Raw genomic sequence first — 18,847 nt, 5'->3', positions numbered from 1 at the left:
TCAGCTGTTTTCACCCCACTTCTTAAGGCTCGGAATCGCTGTCACCAAAGAATGCCTTGGCCACTGTTCGTTCACCTCATTGATGAGATTCCAAGGCAACACCAATAATGCATCAGGATTCATCCCCTCAAGCTCCTCCGGAGTGATCACCGGAATGTGGCTACCGGGAAGGTAGCTTCCTTGCTTGCTAGACGCGCGATCAGCCACAGCGGGCAAAAGGTCGGCGCGAATACCAGCGTAGTTGAGCAAGGTATTGCCTTTAGCGGCAGCGCCGTAGCCGAGCACCCGCTGGCCTTTACGTTTTGCTTGGAGTAAAAACTCCAAAAGCCCGTACTTCGCCTCCTCGGCCCGATGCTGGAAATTGTCATAAGCTTTCAAAGATTCCAGACCTGCGGTTTCTTCATCTGCAAGCACTGCTGAAACCGATGCGGTTGGTTTGGCTGCACCCTGACGGGCCAGCCAAACCCGCAGACTGCCGCCATGAGTGGGCAGCTGTTCCACATCCACTACCTCCAGTCCTGCAGATGCTGCAATCCGTTGCACCACACGCAAACTCAGGTAGCTGTAGTGCTCGTGATAAATCGTGTCGAACTGGTTTCCCTCTAGAAGCCGCAGAAGGTTGGGGAACTCGATCGAGGCGCGGCCCTGGGGCTTAAGCAACCGAGCGATACCTGAGACAAAATCATTGATATCCGGCACATGGGCCAACACATTATTGGCAACCACCAGATCAGCAGGCTCAAGCTCTTCAGCTAGCGCCACCCCAAAGAAGCGCTCGATCGTTTCGATCCCTTTGGCACGCGCCGCCTCTGCAGTCGCACGGGTTGGCTCAATACCAAGGCAGGGAATCCCACGTTTCTGCACGTATTGGAGCAGATAGCCATCGTTGGACGCCAGCTCCACCACGTGACTGTCTACCCCCAGGCCAAGCCTCTCTACCGCCGCATCCACGAACCGCTCAGCGTGAGCGCACCAACTGCTGGACGTGCTGGAGAAGTAGGCGTAATCCTCCGTAAACAGCTCCTCTGCTGTGGCATGGGCTGGTAGTTGCACCAACCAGCAGTTGGTGCACACATACACCTGCAACGGATAGGTGACCTCCGGCTCCAGCAGCTGCTCGGCGGTGAGATAGGCGTTACTGGGCGGCTGATGGCCCAGATCAATCACCGTGTGTTCAAGAGGCGATCGGCAGTGGCGGCAGGTGTGGGTCATGGGCTGGATTTATTGGTGAGAAGCCAGTCAGACAACAATGGGAGGTTGCGGTCGCGCTCGCTCAGCTCCGTCGGAGGAAGGGGCCAGGCAACTGCTAATCGGAGATCATCCCAGCGCACGCCTGTTTCGGCCTCTCGCACCCAAGCTCCTGAGTGGAGATAGAGCAACTCGCTACCTGGCTCCAACACCTGGAAGCCATGGGCACAACCTTCGGGAATCAACAGGGCATTACCCCGCTCTGGGGTCAGCTCAACGGCTTGCCAATGGCCATACGTTTCGGATTTTTCCCGCAAGTCCACTGCCACATCCCACACTCGGCCTTTCAGGCAGCGCACCATTTTGGCTTCGCTGTGGGGTGGCGCCTGGAAATGAAGTCCACGAATTGTGCCCACAACCTCGCTGCGACTGAGGTTCACCTGGGCAATGCCTCGATCAGCCCAGGAGCTGATGAATTCCTCTTCGTGGGCTCGAAATGCATTGAGGAAAGCACCTCGTGAGTCCACGAAGGGGTGGCTCAGCAGTTCAAACACGCCCTCGATTGGAGTTTGACGAAGTTCAGCTGGCATGAGTTGACTCCTGCTGATAGGCATCCAAATCAGCCAGGCAACAGTTCAAAGGACTATCTCCCTCATGGACCGCGCGATACCAGAACACCGTACGAGCCACAGTGGTGGTGAAATCCCAGTTGGGACTCCAATTGAGCTGATGATGAGCCTTATCGATTTGAAGATGAAGCCGCCCGGCTTCATGGGGAGCTGTCGGATCGGAAAGGTCTTCCCAACTGCCCGGCCAGTGCTGTAGTGCTTCTTCTACGAGTTCACCCACCGTGCGGTTGGCCTCGAGCTGAGGGCCAAAGTTGAAAGCCGTCTCACAACGACTTCCAGCACCTCCAGCAGCAGCGAGACGCTCTGCCAGCAAGAGGTAACCACCCAGCGGCTCGAGGACATGCTGCCAAGGCCGAGTCGCCAGATGATTGCGTACAGGAATCGGCTTGCCAGCCATCAGGGAACGAATGGCATCAGGCACAATCCGCTCGTCTGCCCAGTCACCTCCGCCGATCACGTTGCCAGCCCGCGCCGTAGCAATCTTTAGATAGGGGGTCTGGTGGCCCCCAGATCCACAGAAGCTGGATCGCCAACTGGAGATCGCCAATTCAACAGCAGCCTTGCTGGCGCTGTAAGGGTCATGTCCACCGAGACGATCCTCCTCCCGATAGCCAAAATCCCATTCACAATTCGCATACACCTTGTCAGTCGTGACCATGACAACCGCACAGGCATGATTCAAGCCTTTAAGAGCTTCCAGAAGGTGCAGACTACCCTGCACGTTCGTGGCCCAAGTGCCCAAAGGATCTAGGTAGCTTTTACGCACCAAGGGCTGAGCCGCCAAGTGAACCACGACCTCAGGCTGTGCTTGGGCTACCACAGATTGCAATGCCTGGAGATCACTCAGATCACCCAGGCTGTGTTGCAAGCAACTGAATTTTTCTTCTAAGTCGAGCTGATTAAAAAGTGAGCTTTTGTTCTCAGGAGGCAGAGCATAGCCCCATACCTGAGCGCCAAGCTTCAGCAACCAAAGCGATAACCAACTGCCCTTGAATCCTGTATGACCAGTGAGCAAGACGCGCCGTCCATCCCAAAACGAAGAATTGAGCATCACCACAATTTCCAGGGAGCCTGACCTTTCTCCCATAACTCTTCGAGTCGGTTGCGATCACGAAGCGTGTCCATTGGCTGCCAAAAACCCTGATGCCGATAAGCGCTGAGTTGACCATCTGCAGCCACCTGAGGCAAAACATCCGCTTCCCAGCTCGTGAGATCTCCACGAATCCGATCAAGCACGCTGGGCTCCATCACAAAGAAGCCTCCATTAATCCAAGCATTATCACCCTCAGGCTTCTCCTGGAACTGGTTAACTGTATTTCCATCCAATTGCAAAGCACCATATCTACCTGGTGGCTGAACAGCCGTAAGCGTGACCTCTCGACCTTCATCTCTATGGTGAGAAATCAAGGATTCGATATTCACATCAGCAACCCCATCACCATAGGTAAAACAAAAACTACCGCTGCCGAGATAGTCACGGACATGAGCCAATCGACCACCTGTCTGACTCAACTCACCTGTGTCAACCAAGGTGACTTTCCAAGGCTCACTTTTTCGATGATGGACCTCCATATAGTTATCATTATCCATATGAAATGTGACATCACTAGTGTGAAGGAAGTAATTGGCAAAATATTCTTTAATTAAATAACCTTTGTATCCACAACATATGATGAATTCGTTTACGCCATAATGGCTATATATTTTTAGAATGTGCCATAAAATGGGCTTGCCACCAACTTCAACCATGGGCTTAGGCTTAAGATGGGTTTCTTCGCTGAGCCTTGTCCCCAAGCCCCCGGCCAAAATGACAGCTTTCATTCAGGAAAAGCAGCAGACATAATGCTAAATCATTTTTGAGCAATTGTAAAACTCTTCTAAATTGAAATTTTTCAATTCCCGTGAGAGATCCTGAAAGATTTCCCTTCGAGGACAAATCGAGGCCAAATATTTACGCAAAAGCGTTACATCTAGCGAGGAATTAACGACATCGGAGGAATCACTATCAGCAGAATAAATAACGTTAGGCTCACTTCCCAGCAAACTTGTCACACAGGAAACAACCTCTTTGGCCGTAAAACTTTTACCAGAACCTATATTAAGAACTTCAGCAGGAAAAGAATTCATTGGATCAACAAAATGAGAGAGAAAAAAATTTAAATCATCAACAGAAAAATAATCTCTTCTTTGCAAGCCAAAGCCCCTAATTTTGATATACCTATGGTCTAAACAGCTCTGCATCAGGGATAACACAAGACCCCTCCTCTTCACAAATAGTTGATCAAGTCCATAAGGATTTGCCAACCTAAGGATCATATGATCAATATTATTTTGCGAACAAAAAGAAAAAACAATTTCTTCTAGGATTTTATTTCTTTTTCCATAAACAGAACTAGGATTCAGAGGATCACTCTCGCAAGATGATCCATTCATTGGCTCACCATAAACAGTCCCACCAGAGCTAAAAAATATCAACCTTTGATGTCCACTAATCCTAGACAAGAATGCTAGCAATGAATCCGAATGTGACTGAAAATCGTCTACAGGATTAGATTCTGCTGCACTCAAGTTAGTAGAACCAGCCATATAGACAATCAAAGAGCAATCCTGAATGTGAGTAACTTGATCAGGCAGAGAATTAAGGTCAGAGACCAAAACATGCAAACCACCTCGAAAATAGCTATCTGGATTCCATTGAAAACTTCTCGAAATTGCTAAAGCAGGAACTTTCTTATTGGACAAGTAGTGTACAAATGATTTACCAATGAAGCCTCCAGCACCAACAACAGCAACTCTATGGGGAGGCTTCATTTTTGAGCAGAAGAAAGCATAAAGTTTGCATCCAAAAAGTAATTGAGATAGTCCTTTGCAAACAAATAATGTCGACCTTTTAATGAAATAAGCAATTTTTTTTGCTTTGATGCTAACAGCACACATTTTTCTGGATCCAGAAGAAGATCTAAACAAGCGTTAAGCCGAGTTTTTTCATCACTGAATACACCTGGAATATTTGGCAATCCGAGTGAACTCGCGGCAGAAGCCAAGTATGGAAGCGCAGATGATTCTCTATTGTGAGTTGAATCTGCCAAGAAAATTGGAACATCGGCTTCAATCGCTTCAAAGATAGTGTTACAAGATCCCCTCGGTGAACTATCAAAATAAACATCAAGAGCATGGGCCCAATCCTTAGTGTTAACCCAACCCAAGGAGTGAAATCGACTTTTTAATTCCAACGGCAGATTTTTTAAAACCAATGAATACTTATCTGGAATAGATTGACTGGCAATTACAAAATGAACCTTTGAAGAAGATTTTAGTATTTCAAATACAGAATTCCAGAAACCATCATCATGTAGCTTTTCCGATCGTACAAAACAACCAACAACAAATGATCCTTTAGGTATTTGGCAAGAGGAACGCAGTCTGTCAACGATAACTTGATCACGGCAAGACATCTTCAGATCAGGAAAAGCCCTTCCACGGAACCAATCCTTATCATCAAACTTAAAACTATCTCCACCAAAACCTAAACCTGCATATTTTTGAATTGTAGGCAAAACGACACTATGATATTTCATTGACCAGTAGCTTTGGCATGGTGCGAGTTGCATTCCCATGTACAGAGAAAAATTTTGAATAGGAGCAACCCAACATATGTGATCAAATTGATTTGCAAGGCAGTATTGTTGATAAGCAGTAACTTTCAGGAAAGGATCTTGATACTGCGAAAAACTAGAGATTGATACATGTTTTAAATCTTTTGGAGCACTTTTTAAATCATCTAATAATACAAGAAATACTTCCACATGCTCTGAAAAAATAGAACATCCATTCAAAAAGCTGTGCAGAAATTCAACATGAGCAAGCTTGTAAGGACCTTTAAGTACAAATGCAATTTTTTTACGGTCAACATTGCGAATTTTATTCACCGCGCCATTGATTGGCTTTTGATTCAGCTGTTCAAAACGTTGGGCTATTCTTAATCCGTAGGAATTTATATTCCAAAATGCTCTTCTAAATCGAACAGGATTTTCTTCTCTCCTGACGTAAGGAATAAAAAGCAAATGATCTAAAATGCTATATCGACGAACCGCATCGTTAATGCTTATATTCTCATTTTTATCAAAAACAGGCCTCACGCAGTGATCGAAAATATAGTCATCCCAAATTTCACTTACTTTGCCAAATTTCCATGCATTGATTAAATGATTTACACCCTCTGCAGGCTTTTTATAAACAAGATCCTGCAGCTCAGCTCGGATCTCATACAGTTTCTGGGCGTTTTTAGAAGATGGATGCCAATCAAGAAAATCAGACATGAAACCCATCCATAAAACTCACTTGGTAACTGTATTTAAAGCCGGATTTCCAGCAATTACTTTTTCGAGTCCAGCTAATTCTTCCTCTGTGATTTTTGTTTGCATAGGACAGTGCTTGGGTCCACACATAGAACAGAACTCAGCCTGCTTATAAATGTCCGCTGGGAGAGTTTCGTCGTGATACTCCTTAGCTCGTTCAGGGTCTAGTGAAAGTTCAAACTGCTTGTTCCAATCAAAGTTGTAACGAGCTCGGCTGAGCTCATCATCACGATCGCGAGCACCTGGACGGTGACGAGCGATATCTGCCGCATGGGCAGCAATCTTGTAGGCAATCAAACCTTCACGTACGTCCTCTGCGTTCGGCAGACCCAGATGCTCCTTAGGGGTGACATAACAGAGCATTGCCGTGCCATGCCAACCAGCCATTGCAGCCCCAATAGCTGAAGTGATGTGGTCATAACCAGGAGCGATATCTGTCACAAGAGGGCCTAGAACATAGAAGGGTGCCTCGCTGCACTCCTCCATCTGCTTCTTCACGTTGAACTCGATCTGATCGAGGGGCACATGGCCCGGACCTTCCACCATCACTTGCACGTCGTGCTTCCAAGCACGGCGGGTAAGTTCACCCAAGGTGTGAAGTTCAGCGAGCTGAGCTGCATCAGATGCATCGTGCTGACACCCGGGGCGCAGCGAGTCACCGAGTGAGAAGGTGCAGTCGTAGCGCTTGAAGATTTCACAAATGTCGTCGAAGCGTGTGTACAGCGGGTTCTGACGGTGGTGATAAAGCATCCATTGGGCAAGGATGCCACCGCCGCGGCTGACGATGCCGGTGATCCGACCCTTCACTTTCGGCAGGTGCTCAATCAACAGACCCGCATGAATGGTCTGATAGTCAACCCCCTGCTGGCAGTGCTTCTCAATGATGTGGAGGAAGTCATCCTCATCGAGCTTTTCGATCGATCCGTGCACGCTCTCGAGCGCCTGATAGACGGGAACGGTGCCGATCGGCACCGGTGAGGCCTCGATGATCGCCGTACGCACCTCATCGAGGTTGACGCCACCGGTGGAGAGATCCATCACCGTGTCGGCGCCGTACTTCACCGCCAGCTTCAGCTTCTTCACCTCTTCGGCGGCATCCGAGGCATTGGGCGATGCACCGATGTTGGCGTTCACCTTGCACTTGCTGGCGATGCCGATCGCCATCGGCTCCAGGTTGGCGTGGTTGATGTTGGCCGGAATGATCATGCGGCCCCGGGCCACCTCTTCCATGATCAGCGATTCCGGCAGGTTCTCGCGCTTGGCCACATGGGCCATCTCCTCGGTGATCACCCCCTGACGGGCGTAATGCATCTGAGAGACATTCGCCTGGCCCTTGCGAGATTCAACCCAGGTAGCGCGCATGATCTGAGAGACAACGGAGTGCCCAGAGGTCGACTGAATGGCCGCAGATCACGCTCAAACACTTCCCTGCGCCAGCATGACCCGGAATCAGGTTCGGAGGGTGTGATCTCAGTCCAGGCCTTATTAGGAGACCCGGACACCCCTAGTGATGAACAAAAGCTAGCAAGAGTCCCGAAGGTGGGACGTCCGCAAGCCGTCGGAGAACATAGATCAACGACCAGACCCGATCCTTGAACGCGGAAATCCATTCCCTCAACTGGCCGGGATCCGATCCCCGTCTGGCCGAAGAACAGAAAAGCGTCTTCAGCCATTTCCAACTGCCGCTCACCCAACACCACCGCAAGCTGGACCACAGCCGATGGATGGATGCAGTGTTGCAGCAGTCCAGTGCTGATGTGGTGCTTTTTGTGGACAACGACTGCGTGCCCCTCACCCGAGCAGGCGTAATGGAAGCCCTGCAGTGGGCTGCCCAGCAGAACAGCTTTCTAGGCCTGGCCCAGGCCACCAATCACATCAACAAAGGCGTCCATGTCTTCGCTGCCCCAGCCTTTCTCGCCATCGCTCGATCAGCCTGGAAAAAGTTGGGACAGCCCAGTTGCCGCCCCACACCCCGCGGCGACGTAGCCGAAGAGCTGAGCTGGCGCGCCGAAGAGCAGGGCCTCCCCTACAAGGCCTGGTATCCGACGCATTTCCACCACCCCAGCCAGGAAGGTTTATGGCGCCTGGGAAACTACGGCACATATGGCATCGGCAGCGTCTTCGCTGACCGTGTCTTTCACCTGTATCAAGGCCGTTTTGCCGACAACGTGGATCTGTTCGTGCGGGTCTGCAACGACATCCGCAACGACTCTTTCAGCACCGAGGGCTATCGCTCCTGCATCAGCTGATCTGCAAGCCGTTCAACGCCGCCGCCACCACCCGGTGGTCGCCGTCTTGCTGAAGCGGCTGCAGGAGGGTTCTTGCCTGCTCGCCAATAGGCTGCTGGCAGCTCTCCCGAACGATCCGGCTGAGGATCTCGGCTCCACTTACTCGCACCGTGCCATCGGCATCAGCAATCGCCATGGTTGCCAACTCCAGCAGCCAGGTGAGATCGATCTGCGGCTGCTCGGCCAAGGCGGACAAAATGCTGCAGCGCACCAACCAGGCGGCATCGGCTTCAAAGGCTGAACGCAGCAAGGGCCAGGCCCGCTCCACCCCAAAGCTGGCCAGGGCATTGGCTGCCTCAGCCCGCACATTGGGGTCTTCATCGGCAGTGATCAACGCACTCAGCACAGCCCAGCCCTGTTCAGTGCGCTTGTAGCCCAATCCACTGCAGCTCAAGGAACGCACCAGGAAGGGCTTCTGCTCCGTACCCAGCACCAGCAACGGCACTGCCTCAGCGTCCGAGCAATGGCGGAGCTGTGTGATCGCCGGCATCGCCTGGACCGGATCTCCACTGGCAATGGCCTGGCGAACCGCCTCGAGATCAGGACGTTGCGGATCGGTCTCGCTCATGGGTTGCTGCCGGGGGTGCGCGCCCGTTGAAGATCAGCCAACAGCCTGGCGCGGCGGCGCTGCCGACCGAGAGCGCTGCTGATGATCAGACCCGAACCCACCAAGATGGCGGGCAGCACCTGCACCCGATCCTTGCCCTGGCGCTGGTTTGTGGCCAGCAACGCGAGCAGGATCAGCAACGGAGCCCCGAGGGAAACCCAAATCACCGCACGACGTTGGTTCATGCCGACGTGTTCTCCGCAATCCAAGCCAGCAGCGTGGCCGTGAGCACCGCAATGCCAACGCCAAGGGCGTCTTCCTCCAAGGTAAAGGCCCCGTTGTGCAGCGGAGCACACCCTTCGGGCCCGGCCACCCCAAGCCGCACCATCATTCCCGGCACATCCCGCAGCAGCTCAGCAAAGTCTTCGGCTCCCAGGGAGGGTTGCTCCACCGGCAGCACCTTGTCGCGGCCCAGACACTCCACAGCACAGCGTTCCAGCAAAGTCGTGAGCTGCGGGTCGTTGTGCACCGGCGGGGCAATACAGCGGTAGTTCACCACAGCTGTGCCCCCTCCGCTGGAACAGATTCCCTGCACCGTCTCGTCGATCCAGGCCGGCAGCTGGGCGTGCTGCTGCAGATCCAGGCAGCGCACCGTGCCCAGCAAGCGCACTTGATCGGCAATCACGTTGAAGGCGCGGCCACCCTCCACCTTGCCGAAGCTGATCACCACCGGCTGCAACGCATCCAGGCGTCGGGCGATGGTCTGCTGCAATTCCGTGATCACCCGAGCCGCAAGCCAAACTGCATCCACCGACTGATGGGGACGGGCGCCATGGCCGCCCTCCCCCTGCACCAGGATCTCCAGCTCGCCAGCCGCCGCGGTGAGACAGCCCCGGCGGATCCCCACGGTGCCCACCGGCAGATTTGGCACCACATGCACGCCATACAAGGCATCGAGGTCCTCCACAGCCCCCGCATCCCGCATCCAAACCGCCCCCTGGGCCAACTCTTCAGCGGGTTGAAACAGCAAGCGCACCCGGGCCGCCAAAGCCTTCTCCTGTGCTATCAAGCGCGCCACCCCCAGGCCCGTGCAGGTGTGCAGGTCATGGCCACAGGCATGCATCAGACCCTGCCGGGTGGAGGCATAGCTCAGCCCGGTGCGCTCCTCTACGGGTAGGGCATCCATGTCCACCCGCAAGCCCACTGTGGGGCCGTGGTCAGGCCCCAATTCGGCCACCACGCCCGTGCGGCCGACCCCCTCGCGCACACGCCAACCCAACTGACGTAACTCGCCAGCCACCAGGGCAGCCGTCTGATGTTCCTCACCGCTGAGTTCGGGGTGGGCATGCAGATGCCGGCGCAGCTCCAGAAGCTCAGGCAGCTCACGGCTGAGTCGATCGGCAAGGGACGCCGCTTGGATCATCTCAGGACGCCTCCAAGGCCAGGAACGCCATCAGATCAGCCGTCGGTTGCGGTGGCCAGCGGCGCACCTGCTGCAGCCAGTCGGCCTGGCGGTAACGCTGATCCAGACCAGCCGCCGCGGCCCAGTGACTTTCGGCTTCACCGCTGGATCCTTCGCGCCAGAGCAGGCCACTGAGGGCCGCCCGGGCATCGGCAAACAAGGGGTAGCGACGAATCAGTTTGCGCAATTCAGCCTCCGCCCAATCGAGATCGCCCGCTTGCCAGGCCGCCAGGGCCTCGCTTGAGCGGGCCATGGCGAAGCCGGGGCGGGCGAGAGCAGCCTGGCCATAAAGCTCTCGCGCCTTAAGCCAGTCGTCTTGGGAGCCGCGCACATTGGCCAGGTTGTAGAGAGCTGAAGCATCCTTCGGATCCCGATCCAGGATCCAGAGATAGTCGTCCGCTGCCGCAGACCAGTCCTGAAGCGCTTCCTCCGCCGTGCCGCGGTTCAGGCGCGGGTCACTTTCCTCCGGCGCCAGAACAATCGAGGCACTCTGGTCTTCGATGGCCCCAGACACATCCCCAAGCGCGAGGCGCACATTGCCGCGGTTGCTCAGCGCTGCGGCATCCTCAGGGGCCTGCTCCAGGAACCTGTCCCAGAGGGGCAGTGCCTCCTCAAAATTCCCCTGACGGCTCGCCGTCAGCGCCTGCTCATAGAGCCCCTGCAGATCGAGGGCATGAACCGGCAGCGCCAGCGCCAAGCTCAGCAGCAGCACCAAAAGCCGGTTCATGCCGCCTCTGCGAGATGGCTGCGGGCCGCATCCGTGACCATCCGGCCGCGGGGGGTGCGCATCAGCAACCCCTGCTGCAGCAAAAACGGCTCCACCACGGTCTCCAGAGTGACGGGGTCATCACCGAGGGCCGCCGCCAGGGTCTCAAGCCCCACCGGACCGCCACCATGGTGATCGATCAGCAGCTGCAGCAGACGGCGATCGCTGGCATCAAGACCGCGATGGTCGACCCGATGCAGGCTGAGGGCCTCGCCCACCAAGGCCTGATCAATGGCACCGGTGCCAGCGTCGCTACGCACGCTGGCCACATCACGCACCCGGCGCAGCAAGCGATTGGCGATCCGAGGCGTGCCGCGGCAGGAGGCGGCAATGCTGCTGCGAGCCTCCCGTGTGAGGGTGACGCCGATCAAGCCTGCGGTGCGCTCCACGATCGCTTCGAGGTCGTCCTGGCCGTAAAACTCCAACCGCTGAATCAGGCCGAAACGGTCCCGCAGCGGCGAGCTCAGGGATCCGGCGCGGGTGGTGGCCCCCACCAGGGTGAAGGGAGGCAAGTCCAGGGAGCGGGTGCGCGCCGTGCTGCCCTTGCCCACGGTGAGATCGAGGCGACGGTCTTCCATCGCCGGATAGAGCAACTCCTCCGCCACCCGACTCAGGCGATGAATCTCGTCAATGAACAGCAGATCACGGGGCTGCAGATTGACCAACAGGCCAACGATGTCGCGCGGGCGTTCAAGGGCCGGTGCACTGGTGACCTTGCACTGCACCCCCATTTCTTCGGCCAGCACCATGGCCATGGTTGTTTTGCCCAAGCCCGGCGGGCCGTAGAGCAGCACATGATCGAGGGGATCACCGCGGCCGAGGGCCGCCTCCACCGCGATGCCCAACACTTGCTTGAGCTCACTTTGGCCGATGTAGTCGTCCAGGCGCTGAGGCCGCAACTTGTCTTCCGGCCGACTCACCGCCTCTTCAAGGGCCGGCTGGGGGTCCACCAACGCTTCCGGACGGCGTGGTGGCTTGCGACCGGAGCTGGAGGAGACAATCGCCATGCGGGCAGGGTACCCAGACCTGGATAGGGTCGGTAGACGCAGCCGCAGCCATGGCCAAGGGAGGAGCGAAAAAAACAGCCGCAGCAGCAGCAAGGGCCGCCGCCAATCGGATGCTGGCGGACAACCGTCAGGCCCGGCATCAATACGAGATCCTCGAAACCCTGGAAACCGGCATCGAGCTGGTGGGAACCGAGGTGAAGTCGATCCGTAACGGCAAAGCCAACCTGCGCGATGGCTTCTGCCTGATCCGCAATGGGGAACTGCAGTTGCACAACGTGCACATCTCACCCCACACTCACGCCGGTAGCTACTTCAACCACGACCCGCTGCGCACCCGCAAACTGCTGGCCCATCGCCGCGAAATCGACAAGTTTCGCGGTTTGGTGGATCAGAAGGGGCTAACGCTGATCCCGCTGAGCCTCCAGCTCAAGGGTTCGTGGATCAAGCTCACCATCGGCCTGGGCAAAGGCCGAAAGCTGCACGACAAGCGCGCTGCTGAAAGGGAAAAGCAATCGAAAAAAGAGATTCGCAATACCATTAAGGGGCTGAACTTGTAATGGATTACTTGGAAAGCAAAAGGCTTCTCGCTTTATCATTTTATGTCAACAAGATAGGAGACTTAAAAGATAATTTTTTCTCCAAGTCCTCCCTGAGCAGCGCAGCATCCCAACGACTTCAACTTGCTCCAGCGTTGACAGCCTCCGAAAGAATAGGCATAACAACAGAAGCAAAGAGCCTGCACTGTTCAAAGCCATCATTAATCACAGGATTAAAAAATTATGATATTTGTCTAGTTGGAAAAATGTCTGCAAATACAACAGAATTAGTAAATAATATGATTGTCGCAAATTTAGCAGCTATCTCAAAACTCAAATCCGCAGGCGCAAAAATTGCGACTCTGTACTGCGATAATTACTTGGCATATGACGACGTCACAAAAGATTTTTATGAATTTCTAATAAATGCAAGTGATTTTGTTATTTTTCCAACAGAATACCTCAGGGACTACTGCAAGCCACAGCTTAAAACAGACATCAAGAATACATACATTATTCGAGATCCGTGGCAAATAAATACATTAGAAAAATATCCTGAAAAGCCATTAGGCTCATGTCCTTGGAGAATAATATGGTTTGGCTCCAGCAAAAATTTAGACTATCTTTTAAAAATATTACCGGATCTTTTTAGCAGCCAACTTGGGAGTTTAAAAATAGAGTTAACAGTTTTGTCGAATATGTATAGCTTAAAAAAGATTCAATCAAGTAATATAATCAAAAACCTTCCACCTGAATGGATTTTCAGATTAGTTCCGTGGTCAAACAACAATCAGCCCGAGCAACTCGCAAAAGAACTCAGAAGGGCTCATATTTCTATAATTCCATCCGACCCAGATGACCCCAAGAAGGCAGGATCAAGCCACAACAGGCTTGTTGATTCAATACGTTCCGGGTGCATTACAGTCGCAAGCCCCTTGAAAAGTTACCAAGAACTTTCAAAGGTATGCATCCTCGGAAACGATTTTCCAAAACTTATACAGATGTCAATCTTGCAATATGAAAGACTAATTAGCAAGCACAACTCATTAAGAGAATATGCGACTGAAATGTTTAACCCACGAATAAATCAATCCGCATGGGAACGCGTAATACGTGAAATTGCAGAGCGAAAAAACGAATGACACAAAGAATATTCATACAATTTTAATCACTACTCATCCACCAAATTTTTTTCAGATCCATCAAGAGTTCATTAGCTCGCCAATCAAGCAAATACTTCCATGCATAACAAGTAATGGTGAATTAAAAATCCACCCGACAGGACAAGTTGAAAATTCCTGAAGAGACCCCCTCATTGGTAACCAGCACCTGAAATGGTGTGCCCTCATGCCCTGCGATTCGACCCACCCGCAAAGGACCCCGCTTCTCCACGACCCTACCCTTAGCGTCGAACACCATCATCTGCATCAGCGGTGTGCCGTTGATGCCCAGGGCCAGGGCATCATCTGCTGGAGCCTCCACCAGCACCAAACGCACACCACCGGCAGGAATACGCAAGGACCTGTTGGTGGGTTTCAGAGGGCGCGCCCTGAGCCGCACGATCTCGATGTCATCAAGGCTCTGCATCGCCGCTGCAATCCAGAGCTGACGAAATGGTTCGGCAGGTTTCCGGTCCTGCATCGTCCCTGGCAGCAGCACCTGGGAACCAGCACTAACCAGATGTTCCACGACTTTCAGATGGACACCCTCCTGTTGCAGCGCCTGACGCGGCTGCTCCCAGTCCGCATCGCCTAAACGCCCCAACCGGGGACGGATCCCAGGCGGCAGCTGCTCGATCCGTGCCAGCCACTCCTCCGCCAGCTCGGTCCAGACCCTTCGCAGCGGCGCCTCCTCCATCGATTCCGAAACGTGTTGGCTGGCATCCACCAGCTGGAGAAACCAGCCGCGATCCACCTGAAGTGCCCGCAGCCGACTGAACAGCTGCTCGCGTAGATCCAGCTCCTCCGGCAGCAAGCGGACAGCTGGCTGCTGAGCCGCCCAATCAGGGGTGGTGCGAGGGGACCCGTCTGGGGTGGAGCTGCGCGGAAGCAAAAACAAGCCGATGGCGGAACCCACCAGAGCCGACAGCCCCAGCGCGATCACCACGGGCCAGAGGCGACCTTCCGCTCCCTGCTCGCGAGCCAAGGCCCGGCTGGTTCGCGGCGCCACGGGGGGCTCCGCCGGCAACACAACCGACTCGAGGGCCTTCAGCACCTCGGAAGCCTCGTTGAAACGGCGCTCCGGTGCCTTCGAGAGCAGGCGCTCCAGCACCTCTCGAAATCCTGCTTCCGACTCCAGGCCCTCTGGCCAGCCCCCCCCGAGCAACGCCAGGGCAGTGCCGCCCAGATCATGCAGATCCCTCCAGGCAGCATCCTGCTCTGTAGCTCCCTGCCGCTGCAGCCGACCACCGTCCAGCAGCACCGGTAGGCCATCGCTGCGGCGGCGCAGCACATGGCGGGGATTCACATCACCGTGCACCAACCCCTGGCCATGCAACACCGCCAGCACCGGCAGGATCTGGCGCAGCAGCAGCAGCACCTCTCCAGCCCCAAAAGACCTTTGCCGCTGCAGCACGTCGCAAGCGACACCGTCCTCCCAATCACGCACGAGCCACAGCGCACCATCCAGCTCGAAAAACTCACCGCAGCGGGGCCACTGGGGATGCAACAGCGTCTGCAATTGAGGCCAAACCCCAAGCAGCCTCTGCTGGGCTGCAGGGGTCTCCAGTTGGCGCATGGCCACCGGAAGATCACCCGCCATCACATCCACCGCGCGCCAGAGGGATCCCCGTAGCGAGTCGGGACCGCTCAGGCACTCTTCCAAGCGGTAGCGCTCCACCAGCACCGTGCCGGAACCGCTCAAGGGATTCAGCCGTATCGATGGACTGATGGTACCGATGGTTTGCTGCACCCCCTAGGGTCCGCGCAGGTTGGATCGGGCCCGTGCTGCTGGACACTCTGCTGGCGGTGCGGCGCCGCAGCGAAGCATTGATCGCACCGCTGGAACCGGAAGATCTGATGCTCCAAGGGATGGCGGATGCGAGCCCGCCCAAATGGCATCTGGGCCACACCAGCTGGTTCTTCGACACCTTCGTCTTGCAGCCCCATGCGCCAGGGCACCAGGCCTGCGATCCGCTCTGGAGCTATCAGTTCAACTCCTATTACGAGGCCGTCGGCGCCCGCCATCCCCGGCCACAGCGGGGCCTGCTCAGCCGCCCGGCCATCGCCGACGTGCTGACCTGGCGCCAACGGGTCAATGACGGGCTGGAAGCGCTGCTGCAGGATCCACCTGAAGTGGTGACGGCCCTGGTGGAACTGGGCTTGCAGCACGAGCAGCAGCACCAGGAACTGCTGCTGATGGATCTGCTGGATGGCTTCCAGCGCCAACCGTTGGAACCCGTCTACAACCCCGAGGCCGAGCTGAAATTGCAGCTGGCGCCGGAGCAGTGGCTGCCCTGCCCCGGTGGTCTGGCGGAGATCGGCCACCGGGGCGACGGCTTTCACTTCGACAACGAGACGCCGCGGCACCGGGTGTGGCTGGAGCCGTTTGAGCTGAGCAGCAGCCTGGTGAGCAACGCCGACTATGCCGCCTTCATCGCCGAGGGAGGCTATCGGCGGCCCGAGCTGTGGATGAGTGAAGGCTGGGCCCTGGTGCAACGGCACCAGTGGCAGGCGCCGCGCTACTGGCGGGAAGACAACGAGGAATTCACCCTGGCAGGCCGCCGCCGGCGCAACCCCAAGGCACCGGTGCGGCATCTCAGCTGGTTCGAGGCGGATGCCTATGCGCGCTGGAATGGAGCCCGGCTCCCCACCGAAGCGGAATGGGAGCACGCCTCTGGCCTACATGGCAGCGCCATGCAGCACGCACACCGGGTGCTCTGGCAGTGGACCGCCAGTGCCTACAGCCCCTATCCCGGGTTTCGGCCGGTGGAGGGGGCTATCGGCGAATACAACGGCAAATTCATGAGCTCCCAGATGGTGCTGCGGGGGAGCAGCTGGCTGACACCCCCAGGCCACGAACGCGACAGCTACCGGAATTTTTTCCCGCCAGCGAGCCGCTGGATGGCATCTGGCATCCGTCTTGCCCGATGAGCATCACTTTGCTGAACCTCCACCCAGCCCCGGCGGATCTGCAACGTCTGGTACGGGAGGGCCTGCAACGCAGCCCCCGCCAACTGCCAGCCTGGTTGCTCTATGACGCCGAAGGATCCCGGCTGTTCGCTGAGATCTGCCGGCAGCCGGAATACACCCTCACCCAACGGGAAATCACCCTGTTGGAGGCTAATGCGCCCGCCATCGCCGCCGCCACGGGCCCCGGGCTGGTGGTGGAATTCGGCATCGGCAACGCCCGCAAGGTAGACCCGCTGCTCACAGCCCTCGGCAGCAGCATCTTCGCCGCCTTGGACATCAGCCTCAGTGCCCTGAAGGAGGCCCTCTCCGGGCTCGCTACCCGGCACCCCAACACCGTCATGGTGGGCATCTGCTGTGACCACACCCGCCTGGTGCAGCTGCCTCAACATCCCGCCCTGGAGGGACAACGACGCATCGGCTTCTTCCCCGGCAGCTCCCTGGGCAATTTCACCCCGAAGGAGGCTGTGGAGTTTCTGCGCAATGCCCGGCAGCTGCTGGCCGGAGGGCCGCTGCTGCTGGGGCTTGATCAACCCCGCGAGCCGGCCTTGATGGAGGCCGCCTACGACGATGCCGCCGGGGTGTCCGCCGCCTTCGCGCACAACCTGCTGAAGCGGCTCAACCGCGACCTCCAGGGCGATGCTGATCCGACGCAGTTCCGCTACAGGGCCCACTGGCAGGCGGCGCAGCAGCGCATCGAAATGGCGCTAGTGAGCAGGCAGGACCAAACCGTGCACCTGGGCGGCGAGGCCTGGTTCTTCCGCCAGGAAGAAGCCTGGATCACCGAACACAGCGTCAAATACTCCCCAGATGGCGCAGCCGCCCTCGCGGCCAAGGCCGGCTGGCGGATCGAACGCCGCTGGACCGATCCGCACCAGCAAATGGCTCTGCATCTACTTTTGCCGGCAAACTGAGCCCACAGACTCATCCCATAGACGGAGCCCAGGAGCTCAGGCGGCATGAAAACAGACGAACGGCGTCAGGCGATCAAGCGGCAGCGTGAGCAGCTAATCCAAGACCTGGAAGCGGTGTACATGGCCGCCTTTGATCGGCTGGGGGAACTGGAAGGTGAAGTGGGCGAAGTGAAAGCCGCGCAGCTCACCCAGATGATCCTCAACTCCAAAACAGCTGCGATCGAGCCCCTGGAGAAAGAGATCGAAAAACCAGTGATCACCACCCCCGGCGAGGCATGAGCAGCTGGCTGGAGCAGTTGGAGCGGGAGCTGGACGCCAGGCTCTCCGCCTTTCTGCGCAACAACCCCGTCCAAGACAACCTGTTCAGCGAGCAGCACCTCAAGGATCGGGCCGGTGCCCTGCAACGCCAACGCCAACAACTGCAAAGCGAAGCGAAGCAGCAACGCCAGCAGCTGCTGAAGCTGGCTGAGGACGTGCGGGCCTGGCGCAGCCGGGTGGACCGCGCCAGGGCAGCCGGCGCAGTCGATCTGGCCGTGCGGGCCGAACAACATCTCACCAGCCTGATGAATCAGGGCCGCACCCTTTGGGCCGACCTGGAGGACCTGGGACGCCGTTTCACCGAAGTGGAAAAACAGCTGCAGGAGCTTCACCAGCAACAACAAACGCCCAGCCCCTCAACACTGGAGAAGGACTGGGCGTTGTTCGAAGCGGAGCAAGAGTTGCAACAGCTGCGCCGCGACGCAGGGCTGAGTTAGGTCAGGCCTTGGGAGCGGGGGGCTCAAGGCTGACACCCTCGGGCGGAGGCGTGGGGTCAGGATCAGCAATCAACATGTGCTGCAGCACGATTTCAGGGCGCTCACTGTCGCGCCAGCGAATGCGATAGGCGGGCATCTTGGTACCGCGACTGGTGGTCTGCTCAACCGGCTCCATCACCCATCCCCGGCGGGAACGGCCCTGGGGATTCCGCTTGACCACGGCATCAGCGTGCTTGAAGCGAAACCCGACGCGTTCTCCACTCATGGGGA

The 18,847-nt window shown here is 56.3% G+C and carries 21 protein-coding genes and 1 riboswitch; of the genes, 7 read left to right on the top strand and 14 right to left on the bottom strand.

The window, feature by feature from the left end; translation table 11 throughout:
• Genes FZZ90_RS06145 through thiC form a run of 7 tightly spaced genes read right to left on the bottom strand, consistent with a single transcriptional unit; the run spans position 1 to position 7,537 of the window.
• Complete coding sequence (locus FZZ90_RS06145; RefSeq protein WP_226424839.1) at positions 1–1,212, bottom strand: class I SAM-dependent methyltransferase; 1,212 nt, start codon at positions 1,210–1,212, stop codon at positions 1–3.
• Complete coding sequence (locus tag FZZ90_RS06140) at positions 1,209–1,778, bottom strand: dTDP-4-dehydrorhamnose 3,5-epimerase family protein (protein ID WP_226424838.1); 570 nt, start codon at positions 1,776–1,778, stop codon at positions 1,209–1,211. The genes FZZ90_RS06145 and FZZ90_RS06140 overlap by 4 nt, the downstream gene beginning before the upstream one ends.
• Positions 1,768–2,868 carry a CDP-glucose 4,6-dehydratase gene (rfbG, locus tag FZZ90_RS06135; protein WP_226424837.1) on the bottom strand — a complete coding sequence of 367 codons (1,101 nt, stop codon included), beginning with the start codon at positions 2,866–2,868 and terminating at the stop codon, positions 1,768–1,770. Before rfbG ends, FZZ90_RS06140 begins: the two co-directional genes overlap by 11 nt.
• The gene (gene rfbF, locus FZZ90_RS06130) at positions 2,868–3,638 is read right to left on the bottom strand and encodes a glucose-1-phosphate cytidylyltransferase (protein WP_226424836.1); all 771 of its coding nucleotides are present in this window, start codon (positions 3,636–3,638) and stop codon (positions 2,868–2,870) included. The genes rfbG and rfbF overlap by 1 nt, the downstream gene beginning before the upstream one ends.
• A 24-nt stretch (positions 3,639–3,662) precedes the next feature.
• Entirely contained in the window at positions 3,663–4,628 is a 966-nt protein-coding gene (locus FZZ90_RS06125) for an NAD-dependent epimerase/dehydratase family protein (RefSeq protein WP_226424835.1), read from the bottom strand.
• Positions 4,625–6,136: a hypothetical protein gene (locus FZZ90_RS06120; protein WP_226424834.1), complete on the bottom strand. Its 1,512-nt coding sequence runs from the start codon at positions 6,134–6,136 to the stop codon at positions 4,625–4,627. The genes FZZ90_RS06125 and FZZ90_RS06120 overlap by 4 nt, the downstream gene beginning before the upstream one ends.
• 18 nt (positions 6,137–6,154) lie before the next feature.
• Positions 6,155–7,537 carry a phosphomethylpyrimidine synthase ThiC gene (thiC, locus tag FZZ90_RS06115; protein ID WP_226424833.1) on the bottom strand — a complete coding sequence of 461 codons (1,383 nt, stop codon included), beginning with the start codon at positions 7,535–7,537 and terminating at the stop codon, positions 6,155–6,157.
• Between the two features lie 46 nt (positions 7,538–7,583).
• Positions 7,584–7,691: riboswitch (TPP riboswitch) on the bottom strand.
• A 76-nt stretch (positions 7,692–7,767) separates the two neighbouring features.
• Here thiC and FZZ90_RS06110 point away from each other — a divergent pair.
• On the top strand, positions 7,768–8,424 hold the full coding sequence (locus FZZ90_RS06110; protein WP_226424832.1) for a hypothetical protein: 657 nt from the start codon (positions 7,768–7,770) through the stop codon (positions 8,422–8,424).
• Here the strand turns inward: FZZ90_RS06110 and FZZ90_RS06105 are convergent.
• The 5 genes from FZZ90_RS06105 to ruvB are packed head-to-tail and all read right to left on the bottom strand — an operon-like array spanning position 8,417 to position 12,245.
• Positions 8,417–9,031, bottom strand: coding sequence for a HEAT repeat domain-containing protein (locus tag FZZ90_RS06105; protein ID WP_226424831.1), 615 nt, complete (start codon positions 9,029–9,031; stop codon positions 8,417–8,419). The two genes, FZZ90_RS06110 and FZZ90_RS06105, sit on opposite strands and share 8 nt — an antisense overlap.
• Positions 9,028–9,255 carry a DUF3188 domain-containing protein gene (locus FZZ90_RS06100; protein WP_011363156.1) on the bottom strand — a complete coding sequence of 76 codons (228 nt, stop codon included), beginning with the start codon at positions 9,253–9,255 and terminating at the stop codon, positions 9,028–9,030. Before FZZ90_RS06100 ends, FZZ90_RS06105 begins: the two co-directional genes overlap by 4 nt.
• Positions 9,252–10,433, bottom strand: a complete 1,182-nt coding sequence (locus tag FZZ90_RS06095; protein ID WP_226424830.1) for an amidohydrolase — start codon at positions 10,431–10,433, stop codon at positions 9,252–9,254. Before FZZ90_RS06095 ends, FZZ90_RS06100 begins: the two co-directional genes overlap by 4 nt.
• A gap of 1 nt (position 10,434) precedes the next feature.
• Positions 10,435–11,199, bottom strand: coding sequence for a tetratricopeptide repeat protein (locus FZZ90_RS06090; RefSeq protein WP_226424829.1), 765 nt, complete (start codon positions 11,197–11,199; stop codon positions 10,435–10,437).
• Entirely contained in the window at positions 11,196–12,245 is a 1,050-nt protein-coding gene (gene ruvB / locus FZZ90_RS06085) for a Holliday junction branch migration DNA helicase RuvB (RefSeq protein ID WP_226424828.1), read from the bottom strand. The genes FZZ90_RS06090 and ruvB overlap by 4 nt, the downstream gene beginning before the upstream one ends.
• 50 nt (positions 12,246–12,295) lie before the next feature.
• Here ruvB and smpB point away from each other — a divergent pair, with 50 nt between their 5' ends.
• Positions 12,296–12,802, top strand: a complete 507-nt coding sequence (smpB, locus tag FZZ90_RS06080) for an SsrA-binding protein SmpB (RefSeq protein ID WP_226424827.1) — start codon at positions 12,296–12,298, stop codon at positions 12,800–12,802.
• Complete coding sequence (locus FZZ90_RS06075) at positions 12,802–13,923, top strand: hypothetical protein (RefSeq protein WP_226424826.1); 1,122 nt, start codon at positions 12,802–12,804, stop codon at positions 13,921–13,923. Before smpB ends, FZZ90_RS06075 begins: the two co-directional genes overlap by 1 nt.
• 121 nt (positions 13,924–14,044) lie before the next feature.
• Here the strand turns inward: FZZ90_RS06075 and FZZ90_RS06070 are convergent, their stop codons facing one another.
• Positions 14,045–15,643 carry a serine/threonine protein kinase gene (locus tag FZZ90_RS06070; RefSeq protein ID WP_226424825.1) on the bottom strand — a complete coding sequence of 533 codons (1,599 nt, stop codon included), beginning with the start codon at positions 15,641–15,643 and terminating at the stop codon, positions 14,045–14,047.
• A gap of 80 nt (positions 15,644–15,723) precedes the next feature.
• On the opposite strand from FZZ90_RS06070, the gene egtB reads away from it, so the two are divergent.
• From egtB to FZZ90_RS06050, 4 genes are read left to right on the top strand one after another with little or no spacing between them, the layout of a single operon-like run.
• Complete coding sequence (gene egtB, locus FZZ90_RS06065) at positions 15,724–16,872, top strand: ergothioneine biosynthesis protein EgtB (RefSeq protein WP_226424824.1); 1,149 nt, start codon at positions 15,724–15,726, stop codon at positions 16,870–16,872.
• Positions 16,869–17,822 carry an L-histidine N(alpha)-methyltransferase gene (gene egtD / locus FZZ90_RS06060; protein ID WP_226424823.1) on the top strand — a complete coding sequence of 318 codons (954 nt, stop codon included), beginning with the start codon at positions 16,869–16,871 and terminating at the stop codon, positions 17,820–17,822. The genes egtB and egtD overlap by 4 nt, the downstream gene beginning before the upstream one ends.
• A 45-nt stretch (positions 17,823–17,867) precedes the next feature.
• Positions 17,868–18,101, top strand: coding sequence for a hercynine metabolism small protein (locus tag FZZ90_RS06055; RefSeq protein WP_038551723.1), 234 nt, complete (start codon positions 17,868–17,870; stop codon positions 18,099–18,101).
• Complete coding sequence (locus FZZ90_RS06050; RefSeq protein ID WP_226424822.1) at positions 18,098–18,577, top strand: hercynine metabolism protein; 480 nt, start codon at positions 18,098–18,100, stop codon at positions 18,575–18,577. The genes FZZ90_RS06055 and FZZ90_RS06050 overlap by 4 nt, the downstream gene beginning before the upstream one ends.
• A gap of 1 nt (position 18,578) precedes the next feature.
• Here the strand turns inward: FZZ90_RS06050 and FZZ90_RS06045 are convergent, their stop codons facing one another.
• Positions 18,579–18,842, bottom strand: a complete 264-nt coding sequence (locus FZZ90_RS06045; RefSeq protein WP_006851112.1) for a hypothetical protein — start codon at positions 18,840–18,842, stop codon at positions 18,579–18,581.
• Positions 18,843–18,847: the final 5 nt, after the last annotated feature.

Origin of the sequence: Synechococcus sp. MU1617, from assembly GCF_020514235.1 — a bacterium.
GTDB lineage: Bacteria > Cyanobacteriota > Cyanobacteriia > PCC-6307 > Cyanobiaceae > Parasynechococcus.
The sequence above is the reverse complement of the archived record's forward strand: the minus strand, read 5'-3'. Positions and strand labels throughout refer to the sequence as shown.